The organism is Pseudomonas sp. 14P5.3.2 (assembly GCF_057799175.1).
The window spans coordinates 44,993-65,267 of the sequence record NZ_JBYOKU010000003.1 but is presented as its reverse complement, the minus strand read 5'-3'; the positions used below and the strand labels follow the sequence as shown (position 1 = coordinate 65,267).

Genomic DNA, 20,275 nt, shown 5'->3' with positions numbered 1-20,275 from the left:
TTAAACGCTGAGCGCGGCGCGCAGTTGCGCTTCGAGTTGCGCAGCGTCGAGTTCCTGACCAATCAGCACCAGACGGGTGACGCGCGCTTCGTCAGCACCCCACTGCCGGTCGAAGTGCTTGTCGAAACGCGTGCCTACGCCTTGAATCAACAGGCGCATCGGCTTGTTCGGAATCGCCGCGAAGCCCTTCACGCGCAGGATGCCGTGCTTGACCACCAGTTGCGTCAGCGCGTCGAGCAGCAGGCTTTCGTCGGCTTGCGGCAGTTCGATCGAGATCGAATCGAAGGCGTCGTGATCGTGGTCATCGTGATCGTCATCACCGTCGTGGTGGTGGTCGTGATGGCTGTGGCGGCTGTCGATGTGTTCTTCAGAGCCGGCGCCGAGGCCGATCAGCACGTCCAGCGGCAGGCGACCGTTGCTGGCTTCGATGATTTTTACTGCGGGCGGCAGTTCTTCGGCGACTTCAGCGCGAACGCGAGCCAGATCTTCCGCGCTGGTCTGGTCGGCCTTGTTCAGGATCACCAGGTCGGCGCTGGCCAGTTGGTCGGCGAACAACTCATGAAGTGGCGATTCGTGATCGAGGTTCGGATCGAGTTTGCGCTGGGCATCGACCTGATCCGGGAACGCGGCAAACGTGCCAGCGGCCACGGCCGGGCTGTCGACCACGGTGATCACCGCGTCAACCGTGCAGGCGCTGCGAATTTCCGGCCACTGGAAAGCTTGCACCAGTGGTTTTGGCAGGGCCAGACCGGACGTCTCGATCAGGATGTGGTCGAGGTCGCCGCGACGCGCAACCAGTTCGCGCATCACCGGGAAAAACTCTTCCTGGACCGTGCAGCACAGGCAGCCGTTGGCCAGTTCGTAGACGCGGCCGGTGGCTTCTTCTTCGGTGCAGCCGATGGTGCATTGCTTGAGGATTTCACCGTCGATGCCCAGTTCGCCGAACTCGTTGACGATCACGGCGATGCGACGGCCCTGAGCGTTGTCGAGCATGTGCCGCAGCAAGGTGGTTTTGCCCGAGCCGAGAAAACCGGTGACGATGGTGACGGGGAGTTTGGCCAGTGTTTTCATCGGATGCCCTTTGGCAAGGGGGCGGGCATACGGGACGAGATCCGCTGCGAACGTGCGCGCGGAAGAATTCGCCACCGGATCACCCCGCCCGGTTGTAGTGAGAAATCTGTGACGAGGCAGGTCTCCTGGCTGACGGTGTTCAGGCCTTGGGCCCGGCATTCGCTGCGCCTTCCCGCTGGCTCTGTGGATTGAGCTGGCAGTGGCGTGGCAACGAATTTCACCGTTCACAGTTGCGGGGGCAGCCGCGGCTTTGACCGCGTTCCCTTCTTAGCTTCGGCGTGGGCCGAAGAACCTCGAAAGCGCAAGGCTACGCATGGCTTGAGGATGGGTCAATGTTTGGATTGGGGGCATATCCGTTGCTGCGGGGGTTGCTGATTACGGTTTCGCCGTTGCGGCGGGTCACTTTTGCCAGACTTCGCGTTAAGGGGTTTGGTTTTTTTGGATTGGGGGCATATCCGTTTCTGCGGGTGTCGCCGCTGGCGGTTTCGCTCTTACAGCGAGTCACCTTTTCCAAACGCCGAAAAGGTAACCCAAAAGGCTTTGCCCCGGCGTACGGCACTTCGCTGAGGCTCAGTGTTCCCTCGCTACGGTGTCCATCCGGGGGCATCGCCTACGGTTTGCTTCGCTGCACCTCCTCTCGATGGATGCGGCTTCGCCGCATGGCGCTGCGCGCCTAACCCCCGGATGGACACCTTCGCTCGGCCTGCCGAAGGGGCTGAAGATCAAAAGCCACATCAAAAGCCAAAGCCAAAGCCAAAGCCAAAGCCAAAGCCAAAGCCAAAGCCAAAGCCAAAGCCAAAGCAGATCAAAAGATCACAGCCTTCGGCAGTTCCTGCATGGCATTGGATGCATTCAGTTAGAAATTGGTCGGCTGGTAGGCCGCCTTCGCGAGCAAGCCCGCTCCCACAGTTGAGCCGGGTGCATCCGCAAGAAATTGGTCGGCTGTCAGGCCGCCATCGCCAGCAGGCTGGCTCCTACAGTTCAGATTGCGTGCAGCCCCATGCGGCGCAGCCGCCCCACTCAACACAATGAGCGTTAGCTCGAGTAAAGCTTTTGATCTCAGGGCCCGTCGGCAGGCTGAGTGGAGGGAGTTATCCGGGGGTGGGAGCGCAGCGACCGTTTGGCGCAGCCAAACACAGCGAGAGGAGGTGCAGCGAAGCAAACCGTAGGCGCTGCCCCCCGGATGAATCCCGGAGCGAAGGAACCCGAGCCTAAGCGAGGGCCGAACGTCAGGGCACAGACCTTTTGGTTACTTTTGGGGCGTTTGCCAAAAGTGACCCGCCGTAAGGGCGGAACCCTAATCAGCAACACCCGCAGCACCGGATCCACCCACAAAATTGACTACATTCCCCAACCCATGCTCTCCTACACAACTTGTTACGGGTGCCCTTCACAGGGTGAAACGGGAAACCGGTGAATCATGTGCTTTACTCAAAGCCATGTCAGTCCGGTGCTGCCCCCGCAACGGTAAGCGAGCGAAGCGTCGAATCCACTGTGCCGTACGGCATGGGAAGGTGACGCTTGCAGGTCGGCCTGACGCCAACCCCTCGTGAGCCCGGAGACCGGCCCGCAACACACAGTGCGCATTTTGCGTCGCTGAACATAACAAACCCGCGGTGGGCGGGCGCTGTTCGAACCTCTGCGTGCCCGACTCGCAGGGGTTTTCATGCGCTCTATCAACCCGCTGACACTCCAGAGGGAAGCGCCATGTCAATCATCAGCAGCACCGGCAGCAACACCGACAAAATCTCCAGCACCGCCACGTTGAGCCAACGCCTGACCGCCGCGATCTTCGCGTCTATCCTGGGCGCCAGTCTGGTGTACTTCGCCGGCTTCTCGCACATCGAAGCGGTGCACAACGCCGCTCACGATACCCGCCACAGCGCCGCGTTCCCGTGCCACTGAGACCTGCCGACATGATCAAGCGTATTGCGCAAACCGCAGGCTTCACCGGTCTGCTGGCCGCCCTGCTGCTGACCCTGCTGCAAAGCTTCTGGGTCTCGCCACTGATTCTGCAGGCCGAAACCTTCGAGAAATCCGAACCGGTGGCCGTTCACGAACACGCCGCCGGCACAGCCGCACACACTCACGACGCCGAAGCCTGGGAGCCGGAAAACGGCTGGCAGCGCGTGGTCTCGACCACCGGCGGCAATCTGGTGGTGGCGGTCGGTTTCGCCCTGATGCTCGCGGGTCTATACACCCTGCGCGCACCGACCAAAACCTCGCAGGGCCTGCTCTGGGGCCTCGCCGGTTACGCGACCTTCGTCCTCGCGCCAACCCTCGGCCTGCCGCCTGAACTGCCAGGCACCGCGGCGGCCGATCTGGCTTCGCGGCAAACGTGGTGGATCGGCACCGCCGCCTCCACTGCAGTCGGCCTGGCGCTGATCGTGTTCAGCCGTCACTGGCTGATGAAGCTGCTGGGCGTGGCGATTCTTGCCGTGCCGCACGTGATTGGCGCACCGCAACCGGAAGTGCACTCGATGCTCGCCCCGGAAGCACTGGAAGCCCAGTTCAAAATCGCTTCGCAGTTGACCAACGTGGCGTTCTGGCTGGCCCTGGGCCTGATCAGCGCCTGGTTGTTCCGCCGCAAAAGCGCTGGTCAATACCACGCATGACCGATGACCGCGCAGCGCCGACCTTCGTGGTCGGCCTGGGCTGCCAGCGCGGCTGCCCGGCCAGTACGCTGCGCGCGTTACTCGATCAGGCATTACAGGCACATCGCATCGAACTCGAAGCGGTCAAGGCGTTGGCCAGCATCGATTTGAAGCGCGATGAGCCCGGTTTGCAGGAGCTGGCCGCGCAACTGGCCTTGCCGCTGTTGTATTTCAGCAGCGACGAATTGGCCAGTTACCAGCAGCGGCTAAGCCATCATTCACAGATCGCCTACGAGCGCACCGGTTGCTATGGCGTCGCGGAAAGTGCCGCGCTGGCCCTCGCCGAGCAGTTGATCCAGGCTCCGGCAAAACTGCTGATTTCCCGGCAGAAATACGCTCAGGCGACACTGGCATTGGCCGGCGCTGCGTAAAATCCCGATAATCCCCCTGTTTGATCATGAGCAATCTTCATCTGAAGCGTTGCCCTGCCCCGTTTTTCACAGGATTTCTTCATGACCGTCTACTTCATCGGCGCCGGCCCCGGCGACCCGGAATTGATCACTGTCAAAGGCCAGCGGCTGATCCGCAGTTGCCCGGTGATCATCTACGCAGGTTCGCTGGTCCCGGCCGCCGTGCTGGAGGGGCATCAGGCCGAAACCGTGGTCAACAGCGCCGAATTGCATCTGGAGCAGATCATTGAATTGATCAAAACTGCCCATGCCAAGGACCAGGATGTGGCGCGGGTGCATTCGGGTGATCCAAGCCTGTATGGCGCGATTGGCGAGCAGATTCGTTATCTGCGCGAGTTGCAGATTCCGTTCGAGATCGTTCCCGGCGTGACGGCTGCGGCTGCCTGCGCGGCGTTGCTGGGCGCGGAACTGACGCTGCCGGACGTTTCGCAGAGCGTGATTCTGACTCGTTACGCCGATAAAACTGCGATGCCGGCGGGTGAGGAACTGAGCAGTCTGGCGCAGCATGGCGCGACCATGGCGATTCACCTGGGGGTCAATCATCTGCAGAAGATCATTGGCGAACTGCTGCCACATTACGGCGCGGATTGCCCGATTGCGGTGATTCACCGGGCGACATGGCCGGATCAGGATTGGGTGGTGGGGACACTGGAGGATATTGCCGCGAAGGTTGCGGCCAAGGGGTTTCGGCGGACGGCGTTGATTCTGGTTGGACGGGTGTTGGGGAGTGAGGTGTTTAGCGAATCGTCGCTGTATCGTGCGGGGCATGCGCACCTGTACAGGCCCTGAAAGCAATTGTGGCGAGGGAGCTTGCTCCCGCCGGATCGCGGAGCGATCCCCAAACTAGACAATCCATTCATCACGGGTAAATGCATTGTCCGGTTTGTGACTGCGTTGCAGTCAAGCGGGACGGTGCGGCGATCCGACAAGCTCCCTCGCCACAGCGCCGTTTTTCATATTCGCAGTGAACACCTTACTCAGTAGTAGGCGTTTTCTTTCTGCGTGTGGTCGGTCACGTCGCGAACACCTTTGAGCTCTGGAATACGCTCGAGCAAGGTGCGTTCGATGCCTTCCTTCAGGGTCACGTCGGCCTGGCCGCAGCCTTGGCAGCCGCCGCCGAACTGCAGCACGGCGATGCCGTCCTCAACCACATCGATCAGGCTGACCTGACCGCCGTGGCTGGCCAGCCCCGGGTTGATTTCGGTTTGCAGGTAGTAGTTGATGCGCTCGTTGACCGGGCTGTCGGCGTTGACCATCGGTACTTTGGCGTTTGGCGCCTTGATGGTCAGCTGGCCGCCCATGCGGTCGGTGGCGTAGTCGACGACGGCATCGTCGAGGAACGCTTCGCTGAACGAGTCGATGTAAGCGGTGAAGCTTTTCAGCCCCAGCGCGGTATCTTCAGGTTTTTCTTCGCCCGGCTTGCAGTAGGCAATGCAGGTTTCGGCGTACTGGGTGCCAGGCTGGGTGATGAAGACGCGGATGCCGATGCCCGGGGTGTTCTGCTTGGAGAGCAGATCGGCCAGGTAATCGTGGGCGGCGTCGGTAATGGTAATAGCGGTCATGGAAACTCCTCGCAGGCTTGGGCGCAGTTTACGCCAATCATCGCGCGGCACAAAGTCCTAGTATTTTTGTCGGGAAAGCTCGGCAGCTGATTGACCGACAGGTTCGCGATCAATCCGCGCTTTAAGCCACTGATAGCTGCGTTTTTCCACCCATTCGTAACTCAGCCACGAGCCCACACCGATGGCCAGAGCACAGACAACGAACATCAGATACGGGTTGATCCCGTAGCGCCGCGCAATAAAACCACCCGCCGACAGCACCAGTACGTGCATCAGGTACACCGAATAGGAACAGTCACCGAGCCATTTCATCACCCGGCTGCGCTCGACGTAGCGTTCCAGTGCGATACAGGACATCACCAGCACCGCGCTCGGCACGCCCCAGTTCAACAACCTTGGCGCCGGTGCCAGGTGATAGATCGCCATCATCGCAGCACCAATCGCCACCAGCGGCAGCCACAGCCCCGCGCCGATCCAGCCCCGGCGATACAGCACGCCAATGCCGATCCCCAGCAAAAACTCGTAAACGATGTCCGAACGGTAGAACTCATTGAGCCAGCCGAACGCCTGGCACGCCGAAAACAGCAACGCGGCGACCACCAGCAAGCGCAGCTGCCAGCGGAACACCAGCGCGCATGCAAACAACACATAAAAGAACATTTCGTAGTTGAGCGTCCAGCCGACATTCAGCGTCGGATAAATCCCGTAGCCGCCGGGGTTTTGCGCAGGGATGAATAACAACGACGCGAGGAAATGCGCCCAATCCACCGTCTGATCCGGCAACATTGGCCGGGCGAACAGCACCAGCAACGCCATCAACAGCGTGTACAGCCAGTACGCCGGGACGATGCGAAAAAGTCGGTACAGCAGGAAGCGCACGGGCGGCAGCGCTTTGCTTTCAGTGGAGAGGAAAATCACCAGACCACTGATAACGAAGAAAACATCGACGCCGACTGCGCCCTTGTCGATGAAGAATTGCCCGACCGGGCCGCGCGCCTTGAAGTCGAAGAAAATCTGCATGAAGTGGTGACAGACCACCGTCCACGCGGCAAGCGCTCGCAGGGCCTGCACTGAAATCAACATCAGCCGCTCCCGATCACAATTGCAAAAAACACCACTTCACCCTGTGGGAGCGAGCCTGCTCGCGAAAGCGACGGCACATTCAACTTATTCGGCGCCTGACACTCCGCCTTCGCGAGCAGGCTCGCTCCCACAGGGGATTTGTGTGTTACCTGAAGCTATGACAGTCGGCCTGTATTAAACGATCAAAGATTCTGGTAGCGGTTCATGTCCAGCACGCCCTCTTCCACCGGATCGGTTTCGTGGAGGTATTGGCTCAGATCGTGGAAATAGAACCAGAATTGCGGATGACTGCGGCGAATCCCCCAGCGTTCGACGATTTTTTCGAACTGCTGCGCATCCTTGGCATTCTCCATTGCATCGACAAAGACCGGCACTTGCTCGGCCGGAATGTTGAAGATGAAATTCGGATAGCTGCTCAGTACGCCCGGGTAGATGGTCAAGGTGTCCAGCCCTGGCTGATAGCGCAGCGACTCGCCCAACAGGAACGCCACGTTACTGTGCGCACGGTTGCGCAGCAGGCTGTACATCTCGCGTTTGCCGCTGCGGGTTTCGATGCGCAACATGGTTGCTTCCGGCAATTGGTCGATGACCTTCAAACCGGCGGCCGGACGTGACGTCAGGCGACTCAGCGCCTGCTCGGCATTTTGCAGGGCCGGGTCGATATTCGGCCGCGAGCAGTAGGCGCCGTCACAGCGGTTGATCGGATCGGGCCGCGCATTCAGATCGCCGTAACGCGCCAGCAACTGCATGGCGAAGTCGTATTTCGGGTCCTTCGGATCAAGTTTCAGCGCGGTCGGCTTGTCGTCGTCGATTGCTTCGTAGTCGAGCCACATCTTGAACTGGCCGCTACTCTGATACCAATCGTCGAGGTAGTCCTCGCGGGAATCGGCCGGCATCAGGCGCAGGAAATTCTGTTCGGCGCCGTTGCGGATCAGGTCGAAATACAGGCGGGTCTGCGCCTGATGGGAAACGTTGCCGAACACATCGAAGTTGACCGCCAACTGGTAATAGGTGCGCTCCAGCAGCGGATAGTCGAACAGCCACATCGTCTGTGGCACTTCGCCGATCAGGCCTTTGGTCACCGAGGCGCTGTCGAAGTGACGGAAAATGCTCAGCAGCGCGTTGTCGTTGCCGGCCCACAGCGTCGACCAACTCGGCGCCGGTAAATCAGCGTAGCTGTCGCGACGCAGCGCTTCGTACTTGTTTCGTTTGTCGCGGTAGTTGTGCCACAGACTCAGGACGCTGCCGACGTCATCGTTCTGACCTGGCATCGCCAGCAGCGGCGTGGCCTGGCCGCGATAGACCGGGTCGGTGATGTACAGGTCGTGCTCCGGCGCCTGGAACAGCGCCCAGAAGTTGTCGCGGATCACGTCCGTCGCAATCTGCCCACGGCACACCGGCCCACGAATGAAGGTGCGTACGAAGTATTCGGCGTTATCGAGCATGAACTGATAGCGCGCCTGCGCCGGAATCGCCTCAAAGGTGGCAAACGGGTTGGCCCGACTCTGCGGGCCGTAACCCGGCAACGCAGTGACCTGCCAGTTGCCGCTGTAGAACAGGCTCTTGACCCGCGCCATCTTCGCCGCGCTCAGCGGATAGGTGATGTGGGTCTTGTGCACGATCACCCCTTGCACCGGCCACAAACGGTAGTAAACCTGAGTGCCCGGGTCGTCATTCGGGCGACGGGTGGCGATCAGGTCGATCGGCTGGCCAGTCGGCGTGCGCGAACGCACCCACTGGAAGAAATGCCCAGGCTCACCGTCCTTGAAATAGAGGTGCGCGAGGAACCAGTGTTCGAACAACCAACGCCCAACCAGACTTTCCCGCGCCCCCGGCTGGTTGAGCAGGTTTTCCCACTGGACGATTTGCAGCGCTTCTTTGGCGCTCGGCGCCAGACCTTGCTCGTCGATCGGCGCACCGGATGCCAGCCAGCGTTGCAGGGTCTGGTATTGCTGATCGGTCAGGCCGGTCACCGCCAGCGGCATGCCTTCTTTCGGGTGGGCGCCGGCATAGCCTGCAAACTCGGCGGGCATCGCGCACATGTTTTCCCGTTGCAGGCCGAGGACGATGTCTTCCGGCAGTTTGGCGTTGGGCGTCAGCGGGGTTTTGTGGCCCAGTTCCAGCATCCGCGCCATCAATGCGGCCTGACTGCCTTGGGCATCAAGTACCGAATAGAAGCCTTTCTGCTGCCAGGCACGTTTGCCGAAGGCGTCGTAGAACAATCGAGTGGTCGGCGCGGCTTGAGTACGCTCGCCATCGTAGACCGGCATCTTGCTCGCGCCCCGCCCTGCACCTTCGCCGCTGCCCAGATTGAGCTGGCAGGCAGAGTCGTAGCAGGCATGGCAGGCCACGCATTTCTCGGTGAAGATTGGCTGAATATCTCGGGTATAAGAGATCGCGGGCTCTTGCGCAACGGCGCCGCAGCTTAAGAACAGCATGAAAATGCTGATGACGCGGTACGACATGCCCATGATCCCGATCCTGAAAAAAACGCCGCGATTCTACAGTATGACGCCCGTACCAACATGAGCGATATTCATGCAAAACCACCACACGCTCCAAAACCACACAGGTTTGTTATGATCCCGGCCCTTCGTCATGGTCTTTTCGAGTAGTCCCAATGTCCGATCGCAGCGTCCGCCTTCAAGCTCTCAAGCAAGCCCTCAAAGAGCGCATCCTGATTCTCGACGGCGGCATGGGCACGATGATCCAGAGCTACAAGCTCGAAGAACAGGATTATCGCGGCAAACGCTTCGCTGACTGGCCGAGTGACGTCAAGGGCAACAACGATCTGTTGGTGATCACCCGTCCGGACGTGATCGGCGGCATCGAAAAGGCTTATCTGGATGCCGGCGCCGACATTCTGGAAACCAACACCTTCAACGCCACGCGCATTTCCATGGCCGACTACGGCATGGAAGAGCTGGCGTACGAATTAAACGTAGAAGGCGCACGACTGGCGCGCAAGGTGGCCGACGCCAAGACCGCCGAGAACCCGGACAAGCCGCGCTTCGTCGCCGGCGTGCTCGGCCCTACCAGCCGCACCTGCTCGCTGTCGCCTGACGTAAACAACCCCGGCTACCGCAACGTCACCTTTGATGAACTGGTGGAGAACTACACCGAGGCCACCAAGGGCCTGATCGAGGGCGGCGTCGACCTGATCCTGATCGAAACCATCTTCGACACGCTCAACGCCAAAGCCGCAATCTTCGCTGTGCAAGGCGTGTTCGAAGAGCTGCACATCGAACTGCCGATCATGATTTCCGGGACCATCACCGATGCATCCGGCCGCACCCTCTCGGGCCAGACCACCGAAGCGTTCTGGAACTCGGTGGCGCACGCCAAGCCAATTTCGGTCGGCCTCAACTGCGCCCTCGGCGCCAGTGAACTGCGTCCATACCTGGAAGAGCTGTCGAACAAGGCCAGCACCCACGTTTCGGCGCACCCGAACGCCGGTCTGCCTAACGAATTCGGCGAGTACGACGAGTTGCCGGTGGACACCGCCAAGGTCATCGAAGAATTCGCCCAGAGCGGCTTCCTCAACATCGTCGGCGGTTGCTGCGGCACCACGCCGGGCCACATCGAAGCCATCGCCAAGGCCGTGGCCGGTTACGCACCGCGGCAGATTCCGGACATCCCCAAGGCCTGCCGCCTCTCGGGCCTGGAGCCGTTCACCATCGATCGCAGCTCGCTGTTCGTCAACGTCGGCGAGCGCACCAACATCACTGGTTCCGCCAAATTCGCCCGTCTGATCCGTGAAGACAATTACACCGAAGCCCTGGAAGTCGCCCTGCAGCAGGTCGAGGCCGGCGCCCAGGTGATCGACATCAACATGGACGAAGGCATGCTCGATTCGAAGAAGGCCATGGTGACCTTCCTCAATCTGATCGCCGGTGAACCGGATATCTCGCGCGTCCCGATCATGATCGACTCCTCGAAGTGGGAAGTGATCGAAGCGGGTCTGAAGTGCATTCAGGGCAAGGGCATCGTCAACTCGATCAGCATGAAAGAAGGCGTCGAGCAGTTCATCCACCACGCCAAACTGTGCAAGCGCTACGGCGCTGCAGTGGTGGTGATGGCGTTCGACGAAGCCGGCCAGGCCGACACCGAAGCGCGCAAGAAAGAAATCTGCAAACGCTCCTACGACATTCTGGTCAACGAAGTCGGCTTCCCGCCGGAAGACATCATCTTCGACCCGAACATCTTCGCCGTGGCTACCGGTATCGAAGAACACAACAACTACGCCGTGGACTTCATCAACGCCTGTGCGTACATCCGCGACGAGCTGCCGTATGCGCTGAGTTCCGGTGGCGTGTCCAACGTGTCGTTCTCGTTCCGTGGCAACAACCCGGTGCGCGAGGCGATCCACTCGGTGTTCCTGCTGTACGCGATCCGCGCCGGCCTGACCATGGGTATCGTCAACGCCGGTCAACTGGAGATCTACGACCAGATCCCGCAGGAGCTGCGTGACGCCGTCGAAGACGTGATCCTCAACCGCACGCCGGAAGGCACCGACGCCCTCCTCGCCATCGCCGACAAGTACAAGGGCGACGGCAGCGTCAAGGAAGCCGAGACCGAAGAGTGGCGCAGCTGGGACGTCAACAAGCGTCTGGAGCACGCGCTGGTCAAGGGCATCACCACCCATATCGTCGAAGACACCGAAGAGTCGCGCCAGTCGTTCGCCCGCCCGATCGAAGTGATCGAAGGCCCGCTGATGTCCGGCATGAACATCGTCGGCGACCTGTTCGGTGCCGGCAAAATGTTCCTGCCGCAGGTGGTGAAATCCGCACGCGTAATGAAGCAGGCCGTCGCGCATTTGATCCCGTTCATCGAACTGGAAAAAGGCGACAAGCCGGAAGCCAAGGGCAAGATCCTGATGGCCACGGTCAAAGGCGACGTGCACGATATCGGCAAGAACATCGTCGGCGTGGTACTGGGCTGTAACGGCTATGACATCGTCGACCTCGGCGTGATGGTCCCGGCGGAAAAGATCCTCCAGGTCGCCAAGGAAGAAAAGTGCGACATCATCGGCCTGTCCGGCCTGATCACTCCGTCGCTGGACGAGATGGTTCACGTTGCCCGCGAAATGCAGCGTCAGGATTTCCATCTGCCGCTGATGATCGGTGGCGCGACCACGTCCAAGGCGCACACCGCGGTGAAGATCGAGCCGAAGTACAGCAACGATGCGGTGGTCTACGTCACCGACGCCTCGCGTGCGGTCGGCGTGGCGACGCAGTTGCTGTCCAAGGAACTCAAGGCCGGCTTCGTCGAGAAGACCCGTCTGGAATACGTCGATGTGCGTGAGCGCACCGCCAACCGCAGCGCCCGGACCGAGCGTCTGAGCTACGCGGCGGCGATTGCCAAGAAGCCGCAGTTCGACTGGGCCAATTACTCGCCGGTCAAACCGACTTTCACCGGCACCCGGGTGCTGGACAACATCGACCTCAATGTTCTGGCCGAGTACATCGACTGGACGCCGTTCTTCATCTCCTGGGACCTCGCTGGCAAATTCCCGCGCATCCTCGAAGACGAAGTGGTCGGTGAAGCGGCCACCGCGCTGTACAAGGACGCGCGGGAAATGCTCACCAAGCTGATCGACGAGAAGCTGATCAGCGCCCGTGCGGTATTCGGTTTCTGGCCGGCCAATCAGGTACATGACGACGACATCGAACTGTACGGCGATGACGGCAAGCCCTTGGCACGCCTGCATCACCTGCGTCAGCAGATCATCAAGACCGACGGCAAACCGAACTTCTCGCTGGCCGACTTCGTCGCCCCGAAAGACAGCGAAGTGACCGACTACGTCGGTGGTTTCATCACTACCGCCGGCATCGGCGCCGAAGAAGTCGCCAAGGCCTATCAGGACGTTGGCGACGACTACAACTCGATCATGGTCAAGGCACTGGCCGACCGCCTGGCCGAAGCCTGCGCCGAGTGGCTGCACCAGCAAGTGCGCAAAGAGCACTGGGGTTACGCCAAGGACGAAGTGCTGGACAACGACGCGCTGATCAAAGAGCAGTACTCCGGTATCCGTCCGGCACCGGGTTATCCGGCCTGCCCGGATCACACCGAGAAGGCCACGCTGTTCACCCTGCTCGACCCCGAGGCCAGCGAAATGCGTGCCGGGCGCAGCGGCGTGTTCCTCACCGAACACTACGCGATGTTCCCGGCAGCCGCGGTCAGCGGTTGGTACTTCGCCCATCCGCAGGCGCAATATTTCGCCGTGGGCAAGGTCGACAAGGACCAGGTGCAGAGCTACACCTCGCGCAAAGGTCAGGAACTGAGCGTGACCGAGCGCTGGCTGGCGCCCAACCTCGGTTACGACGAGTGATCGGCCGGTCAATCCCCGGGGGTGCCGGGGATTGACCGTCACCATGCTTTACGCGCCTGACAACGACCTGGACGAGCCGGGCCTCGGTGCGGAGGCAGACGATTCGATCTGTTCGATCTCCTGTCGCGATAACTCGATGAGCCGGGCATTGCGCTCGGCCGCCTGGTCGAACAGCCTGTTCAGATACAGTGGATCGTCGACACTTAGCCCTTCATCTTCGCCCTCCTCCTGCCATTGCGCTTCATCGAGCTTGCTGAATGCTTCAGGCTGCTGCTCGCGCAGGTAGTCGAGCCAGTAGTCGCGCTGAATCAGGTCCTCCAGAAACCGCTCGGAGCGTTCCGCGTTGAGTATCTCGGCCCGGGCGTTGACCAGTTGCTGCGGGGTAACGCCGGACGCGAACGTCATGTTTTTCGGTTGTCCCGGCAATTCCAGCCCGTCGTCCCAGCCCCCGGTCAGCCCGATGCGATAGCCCAGGCGCCCCTCCGCTTCGTCAAAACCGCTGCTGGCCGCGGCGCTGCGCGCCAGCTCATCGACTTTGTCCAGGCGAAACAGCTGGCGTGACAACGCCAACAAGGCCTGCCCCCTGATACCCGGACGACCGGCCGGCAAATCGAGCAAGGCGTTATAGGTGAACACTTTGCTCTCCAGGCCGCTGAAGGTGAGGATCCGTCCGTCAACGCAGGTGCCATGGGTGGTGGAACCGGCGAAGATGACCTCGCGCAGTTGCGTATTGCTGGCGGCGGCTTCCATGACCGTCCACACCCGTCGGGTCAGATCGGCATTGGCGATCCTGAATTCGCGGGTATCCTGCAGACGTTCGAGCAAATGAAAGAACGCCGCGCTGTCCGGCTCGGCCGCCAACTGGTCCCACAACTGGCCGCGAGTGACCATCTGTTCGGGTGCCAGATTGGCCAGCCACGGAGCCCTCTGCTGGACATCCGCCGGTTCCGGCGGCAGGGTCTCGTCGGACTCGAAACTGTCGGTGGTTTCGCTCAGCCCGCCGGTGGCGTCATCGACCATTTCCTCCAGCTCCGTAACCGAAAAACCCAGGACCTGCTGGTAGCCGGTGCGCGTCTGATACGCCCTGATCTGCTCCAGCGTCTGTGGCGAGAGGTTGTAGTTGTCGGTCAGGTCGGTGCCGCCGATCAGGTCATCATGGTCACCCTCGAGCGCTGACTCAGGAATCGTGGTGATGTCGTTGCGACTCAGTACCAGCCTTCGCAGGTATTGCGCGTCGAGCGTACCGGCCGGCCATTCGGTGAGGTTGTTGCTGGCAAGATCAAGGCTCTCCAGGCGAGGCAGGAAACTGACATCGAATGCCTCGAAATTGTTGTAGCTCACATCCAGCCAGCGCAGATGTTCAAGACCGGACAACGCCTCGTACAGAGGCCCCGCGTCGTCGAACCCATTGCTGGAAAGCTCCAGCCATTCCAGCGCACTCATGTGCCGGACCGCTTCCGGCAACGTTGTCAGCTCATTGCCGTTGAGCACCAGATTGCGTACTTGGTTAAACGCCGCAAGAAAATCGTTGGAACCCTCGGCCGTGAGCATCACACCTGTCAGGTTCAGGCGCTCGACGTGGGCAAAGTCCTGGGGCAGCCGGGGCAGATCGCCCAGTTGCAGCCCGTTGAGATGCAGCACAACCTCCGCCTGAGCCTGCGCGCCGGGCAATCGTGCCCGCCAGCAGGTGAGGATGCGCCAGGCCGCCAGGTTGCGGGTCTGCGACGAGATGGACCAGTCGGTTCCGCGGAAATTCCGGGTGTAGAGCCAGCCATTGAGGGTGCGCACCAGGGTATCGTAAGTCTCGCTCCAGCCGGCGATGCGTGCGCTGATCTGCGTATCCGCAAGCCCGCTGCCGCGCAACTCTTCGATGGCCTGCAAGGCCTGCTCATCGGTCAGGGCCGGTTGTATCCGTTGCAGGCTTTCGATCATCCAGGCCTGCCCTTCACTGACAGACGCCTGAGCCAGCGGCAGCAGATGGCGGCTGATCGACAAACCATCCTCGGCCGGGGGAAAGACGTCAGGCACCGGCTCGTTGGCAAACGCCGCCAATGCGCCCTCCGGCAAACCGACTTCCAGTTCGATGCGGTGCTGCGCTGCTCGCAGCGCCTCGGACGCTTGCGCCGTCAACGGTGCACCGGTCAGATTGGTATGGATCAACGCATGACTTTCGAGCAGGGTCGGCGGCAGCGCGGCGATCTGACTGTTGCGCAGATCGACCCAGGATAACTGCGGCAAATCCTCGGCGCCCGTCGGCCAGTTTTGTATCCTCGTGTCGCGCAGACTCAGGGCCTTCAGGCGCCCCAACCGACCGACGTTCAAGTCGGTCAGTGGGTTGTCGTGCAGGTCCAGGTATTCGAGGGCGGGCAAGGCCTCCAGTGTTTTTTGCACCTGCAAGGTGTCGCTCAACCGGTTTGCGGAGAAATCCAGCCGCGACAGCCTGGCCAGCCGCTCCGGCTGCAATGGCAACGCCTCCAGCGAGTTGTCACTCAGGTCGAGAGTCTTGAGCTCGTCGAACGCGCTGACGAAGCTGCGCATCTGCGCCGCGCCCACACGCTGGCCCTGCAACAGCAAGCTGCGCACATGGCTGAATGCCTCGGCAGGCAACGGCGGTAGATCGCTGAGCATCAGCCCCGACAAATCCAGGGTCGAGGCGGAAACCGTCGAGCCATAGCGTTTGAACAGACCTTTGCGCCAACCGGTCCGGATGACATGGGCCGCATTGGAACGGCCGATGATTTCCTTGAGTGATTCCTGCGATACCAACACTTGCTGTTGCCAGTCATTGAGGCCGCGATCCAGCGTTGCGTATTGCTCGCTCAAGGCGTCGATGGCGCTGACACGCTGCGGTTCGTCCGGCCAGCGTTCAAAGAAACGGTTGAACACCTGCTCCGGCGACGTGCTCGTACCCTCGCCCAAACGACGCAGTTCACCTTTGCAGTAATCCCTGACCATCGCCTCTCGATCAATGAGGTGTTCGGGATGGCTTTTCACGTATTCGTACGCAACCTTGAAGTTTTCCCGGGAAAACCTCGACCAGTCGAGGGACAGTCCCGACCAGAGTTTCTCGTGCCCTTCAAGCAACTCCGCTGGCAACGTGCTGATGCCCGTGTCGCTGAGATTCAGGCGCTCCAGATTGGGCAACTGCAGGGTGCCGGCGGGCCACTCGAGCAAGCCGTGTGTATTGATTTCCAATCGGCGCAAATTACGCAGCGCGCTGAAGTCAAAAGCAATCGCCTGATAGCTGGACGCACACACCGTCAGTGCCTGCAACTGGGTCAGTTGGCTCAACCGCACCGGCATGTCGGCGGCGAACGGCATCGCGCTGTAGAGGGTCAATTCTCGCAGTTCAGGCATTGCGCTCAAGGCAGCCGGTACGTTGCTGAACGTTTCGCTGGTGGCATTGATGCGCAGACTTCTGACCTGCGTGAAGGTGGCGAGCAGCGCATCGGCATTGCCATCGGTGATGCACCGCCCGCGAATACTCAAGTCACGGACGTGGGAGAAATCTGCGGTTAATGCGGGCAATTGCTCGTCGCAGGCCAGGTCGAGTCGCCCGGCCCCCGACTGGATGTCCGCCAGGGGGGCGTTGCGCCAGCTCTGCTTGAGATTGCGCACGACACTGGACTTTCCGCCCATGATTGCCGGCGCATCCATCAACGCTTCCGTGCCCTCCCATTGGTCAAGCGTTGACTCAAGCTCAGTCCATTCACGCGTGCGCCGTTGCAACAGCTCATAAATCTGCGCATCGCTCTTGCCCAGCGACAACTGTTTGAGGATAAAAGCGCCGGCCTGTTGATCGGTCAGCGCCGGATAGAGGTCCTGCACCCGGCTCACCAGCAGCGGATTGACGCCCAGTCCGCGACCGCTGGCGTAATAGCCCGGCCCATGCCGAGGCACGCGCACCGGCGCTTTGAACACTTTGCTTGCGCCTTGGCGTTTGGCCGCCAGCCGTACCAGTTCGCTGCGGTGCTGCATGACATGCTCGATCACCGCCCGACGCAGGTCGAGGCTGGCGGAGACATCGGCAAACCCCAGTGACTGCCGGGATTGATCAGGCAATGCATGCATGATCGAAGCGAAGAAATTGTCGCCGTGACGCGGCACGCTGTTGAGGGGTTCGCCGCGCTCGTCGAACGCCTGATAGACCGACCCGCGCTTGACCAGGTATTTGGTCTGCCCGGCGCTTTCGCTGCCAATGCTGTCGAGCAACGGCCCCTGGAAACTGCCCTCGCGCACCTCCAGCCGCACATCATCGCGCCAGCCGCGCAGCCTTTGCAGCGCGCGCAGGGCCAGCCACTGGCGTTCGCCGGTGGCCATGTTTTCCATGTGCAAACCCGCCACCGCGTGATCGAAGCGGCGCTGGCGCGCGTACTCGCGTGATTCCTCCAGCAGCCGCAACGGCACGCGTTTGCCGGTTTGCAGGCGGGCCAGTTCTTCGGCGTTGGCGTTGAGCAACACCCGGGCCGCGGCAGAGCTGCCCAGGCCGGGGGTCGCGGCTTGTAGCCTGGCGATGTGCGGATCCTGCAGTTGCGGCTCGGCATACAGCTGTTCGAACATCGCCGGCTGGCGGCTTTTCATGTGCTCGGCCAACTGTTTTCGCAACTCGGCCGGGCGCGATTCGACGACGCGGGCGGGCTCCCTTCCGAGCATCCACTGGATCTCCGGCTCGTCCAGCGCCGCCAGGATCCGCGCGGGCAACTGCCCTTCAAGCACATCGGCGCGCGACACGCGGATCGGTGCCTTGAGACGTTCACCCGGCAGCAGCGACGCGCCATACCGCACATGTGCCCCGCTCAGCCCGGGTCCGTCGAAAACCTCGAGCACCCGTCCGCTCGGCCAGCGCGGCATCTCGCCCAGCAATGGCAGCGTCAGCAGATACTGTTCGTCGAGTGGCAAGCCTTGCTCAACCTGATCGATGATCCGCCCTGTGGCCTGATCAGCTGCGTACAGGCGCAACGTGTCGGCCAGTGCCAGCGGCGCAGGCTGGTGCTCCAGGTGCGTTTGGCGCAGCGCGTCGTCGCTGACGCCGCTGACATCGGCAATCTCCAGCAACTGCTGGTCGGAAAAGGCCTCGGTCGAGTGTCCGAGACGCCTGAGCATCGTCAGTCGATCCCAGGTCAGCGGGCGCTCCAGCGTATGTCGCCACGCGCCGAGGCGGTTGTGCTGCAGGATCGGTTGATAGGCGGTGGGATCGCTCGGGTGCAGAATGCGCCACTTCTGCAGGCTTTCGTCGTACTGCGTGCGGTACACCTTGCCCTCCCGGCGAATCCAGGTATCGCCGTTCAGGCGATACAGGCCCTGCGCATCGGGGCCGGTTGCCGCGTCCAGACTGACCGGGCTCTCATAGGGCGTCAGGTCGGGCTGCCACAGACGGGTCTTGCCGTCGGGACATTCGACCGGTTCCAGCGCCTCGATCAGCGGCTCGGGCTTGACTGCATTCAATTTGCCGAAGGCTTTGCCCACACCGCCCATGACCCCGATCAGCGCGAGGTTCTGCGCCACATCGACCAGGTGCGCCTTGGCGGCCTGACGATCACCTTCGGACCACTCGACCACGCCTTCAAGCGATTCGTAGAGCAGTTGCCCGGCCATCACCGTCATCATCACCTCGCCCAGCACCGGCACGAACATCGACACCATGTTCAGGGCGAACATGCCCAGCTCCAGCAGATGGTTGAGCTTTCGCGCACGGGCCTTGGCATCCGCATCGGCGGTCGGCACCGCATGCGCCCGAGCATCGGCGATGAATCGGGCGCGATGCTGTTCGTACAGGTAAGCCCACAGATCGCTGTTTTCCGCCCAGAGCCCGGCCGAGCCCTGGTGCGTGACATCCACCGGATTGAGGTAAGGATCCTCCTGCGGCTCGCGTTGGCCCTGACGCTCGGGCGGCAGTTCCTTGATCCGCGCGATAACAGAAAACGGCGGGATCAACTGCGCGACTTTCACCCACACCGAATGCAGCGGATCCACGGGTGTGGTCGCGGCCGGGCGGGTGAACTGACTGAAATAGTACGGGCGATCGGCATACGCCACGAACTGGCTGAAAAACCGCTGGTAGGCGGTTGCATCGCCTGGCGCCGCCGCCGGATCCCGCGCCGTGAAGCGGCGCTTGAGCATTGCGTTCAACTGCGTGAAGTTGCAGCGTTTGAGCGGCTGCTCCGGATCGTGGGGGATGTAGACAATGAAATCATCGGTGTAGCGATAGCGCTCACAGATGCTGAACACCACGCAGCCGGTCATCCGCCGTTTCATCAGGCCCAGGTCGCGGAACCACACCGGTTTGTTGCGCAATTGCGGACGCATTTCGCCGGCGACAACCGACAGGAGCATGCGATAGTCGTCGGCTTCGATGTCCTTTTTCAGCAGGGCCAGTTCGGCTGCGGCGCGCAAGGCACCTTTCTGGCTGTCGATGAACTGTTCGCGCAGTGCCTGCGTATCGTTGAAAAAGCTGTTCACCCGGGTCTGGTACAGCGCTCCGATGTCCAGCGAGCGGCACAGCGCCAGAAACTCACGCACCGTGATGCCGGGAGTGACCACCTGGAACGTGCCGGCAGTCGCGGTCTCGACGACGAACCCCGAGGCGCGATGATAGGCCCCCTCCTCGCACTCCCAGGCCTCGAAGTTGTGCAACGCTGCCTGCAGCAGCGACAGTTTGAGAACTTCGAAAGTGGAGACTTCCACTTCGAGCACGCCGAGTTCCAGCGGACGCCGCAGGCACAGCAATGTCTTGTTGACGTCGACCTCGACGTTGAATTGCGCCTTGAGCGCCTTGACCAGCAGCGCCTGGGCAAAAGCCTCGATGCCCTCCAGGCCCGCCATGGTCTGGTCCAGTCGGGTCTGGGCGCGAAACCCGGCCGTGACCTGCTCGGTCAAGCCCTGCTGCTGTGCAGCGGACAACGCCTGATGCCAGGCCGGCATCCGCGTGGGGGCTTGTTTCAAGGCCGCACGCCGGGCCGGTGTGGCGTCGACCAGCCAGTCGGGAATCGTCTGTTCCAGCAACGGACCATGCAGGCTTGGGCCGGTTCGAGTCGGCGCGCTTGCACCGGGCAGATTGCGCGGGGCGCGTGTTTCGACGGGCAACGTCGGGAGTTGAGTGGACATCCTGTCTCTCCTGAAAAGTGAGACGTCAGGACACCATTTCCCCGCAGCCGGTGTGCGGTA

The 20,275-nt window shown here is 61.5% G+C and carries 10 protein-coding genes and 2 riboswitches; of the genes, 5 read left to right on the top strand and 5 right to left on the bottom strand.

Annotated features, from left to right (window positions below):
- Positions 1-1,071: a cobalamin biosynthesis protein CobW gene (cobW, locus tag AC27VU_RS03285; protein WP_103485159.1), complete on the bottom strand. Its 1,071-nt coding sequence runs from the start codon at positions 1,069-1,071 to the stop codon at positions 1-3.
- A gap of 98 nt (positions 1,072-1,169) precedes the next feature.
- A riboswitch (cobalamin riboswitch) is annotated at positions 1,170-1,382 on the bottom strand.
- A 1,053-nt stretch (positions 1,383-2,435) separates the two neighbouring features.
- A riboswitch (cobalamin riboswitch) is annotated at positions 2,436-2,656 on the top strand.
- Between the two features lie 122 nt (positions 2,657-2,778).
- On the opposite strand from cobW, the gene AC27VU_RS03280 reads away from it, so the two are divergent.
- From AC27VU_RS03280 to cobM, 4 genes are all read left to right on the top strand, one after another.
- Complete coding sequence (locus tag AC27VU_RS03280; RefSeq protein ID WP_003225486.1) at positions 2,779-2,976, top strand: CbtB domain-containing protein; 198 nt, start codon at positions 2,779-2,781, stop codon at positions 2,974-2,976.
- A gap of 11 nt (positions 2,977-2,987) precedes the next feature.
- Positions 2,988-3,686 carry a CbtA family protein gene (locus tag AC27VU_RS03275; protein ID WP_003225489.1) on the top strand — a complete coding sequence of 233 codons (699 nt, stop codon included), beginning with the start codon at positions 2,988-2,990 and terminating at the stop codon, positions 3,684-3,686.
- Positions 3,683-4,096, top strand: coding sequence for a cobalamin biosynthesis protein (locus tag AC27VU_RS03270; protein ID WP_003225490.1), 414 nt, complete (start codon positions 3,683-3,685; stop codon positions 4,094-4,096). Before AC27VU_RS03275 ends, AC27VU_RS03270 begins: the two co-directional genes overlap by 4 nt.
- Positions 4,097-4,177: 81 nt before the next feature.
- Positions 4,178-4,924: a precorrin-4 C(11)-methyltransferase gene (gene cobM, locus AC27VU_RS03265; protein WP_488723389.1), complete on the top strand. Its 747-nt coding sequence runs from the start codon at positions 4,178-4,180 to the stop codon at positions 4,922-4,924.
- A 188-nt stretch (positions 4,925-5,112) separates the two neighbouring features.
- Here the strand turns inward: cobM and nfuA are convergent, their stop codons facing one another.
- The 3 genes from nfuA to AC27VU_RS03250 form a co-directional block, all read right to left on the bottom strand.
- On the bottom strand, positions 5,113-5,697 hold the full coding sequence (gene nfuA, locus AC27VU_RS03260) for a Fe-S biogenesis protein NfuA (RefSeq protein WP_003225494.1): 585 nt from the start codon (positions 5,695-5,697) through the stop codon (positions 5,113-5,115).
- Positions 5,698-5,754: 57 nt separating this feature from the next.
- Complete coding sequence (locus AC27VU_RS03255) at positions 5,755-6,780, bottom strand: acyltransferase family protein (protein WP_488723388.1); 1,026 nt, start codon at positions 6,778-6,780, stop codon at positions 5,755-5,757.
- A gap of 182 nt (positions 6,781-6,962) precedes the next feature.
- Positions 6,963-9,245, bottom strand: a complete 2,283-nt coding sequence (locus AC27VU_RS03250; protein WP_488723519.1) for a fatty acid cis/trans isomerase — start codon at positions 9,243-9,245, stop codon at positions 6,963-6,965.
- Between the two features lie 155 nt (positions 9,246-9,400).
- Between AC27VU_RS03250 and metH the strand changes: the two genes are divergently transcribed.
- Complete coding sequence (gene metH / locus AC27VU_RS03245) at positions 9,401-13,111, top strand: methionine synthase (protein WP_488723387.1); 3,711 nt, start codon at positions 9,401-9,403, stop codon at positions 13,109-13,111.
- Between the two features lie 48 nt (positions 13,112-13,159).
- Here metH and AC27VU_RS03240 read toward each other — a convergent pair whose 3' ends face one another.
- Complete coding sequence (locus AC27VU_RS03240) at positions 13,160-20,215, bottom strand: NEL-type E3 ubiquitin ligase domain-containing protein (RefSeq protein WP_488723386.1); 7,056 nt, start codon at positions 20,213-20,215, stop codon at positions 13,160-13,162.
- Positions 20,216-20,275 lie beyond the last annotated feature (60 nt).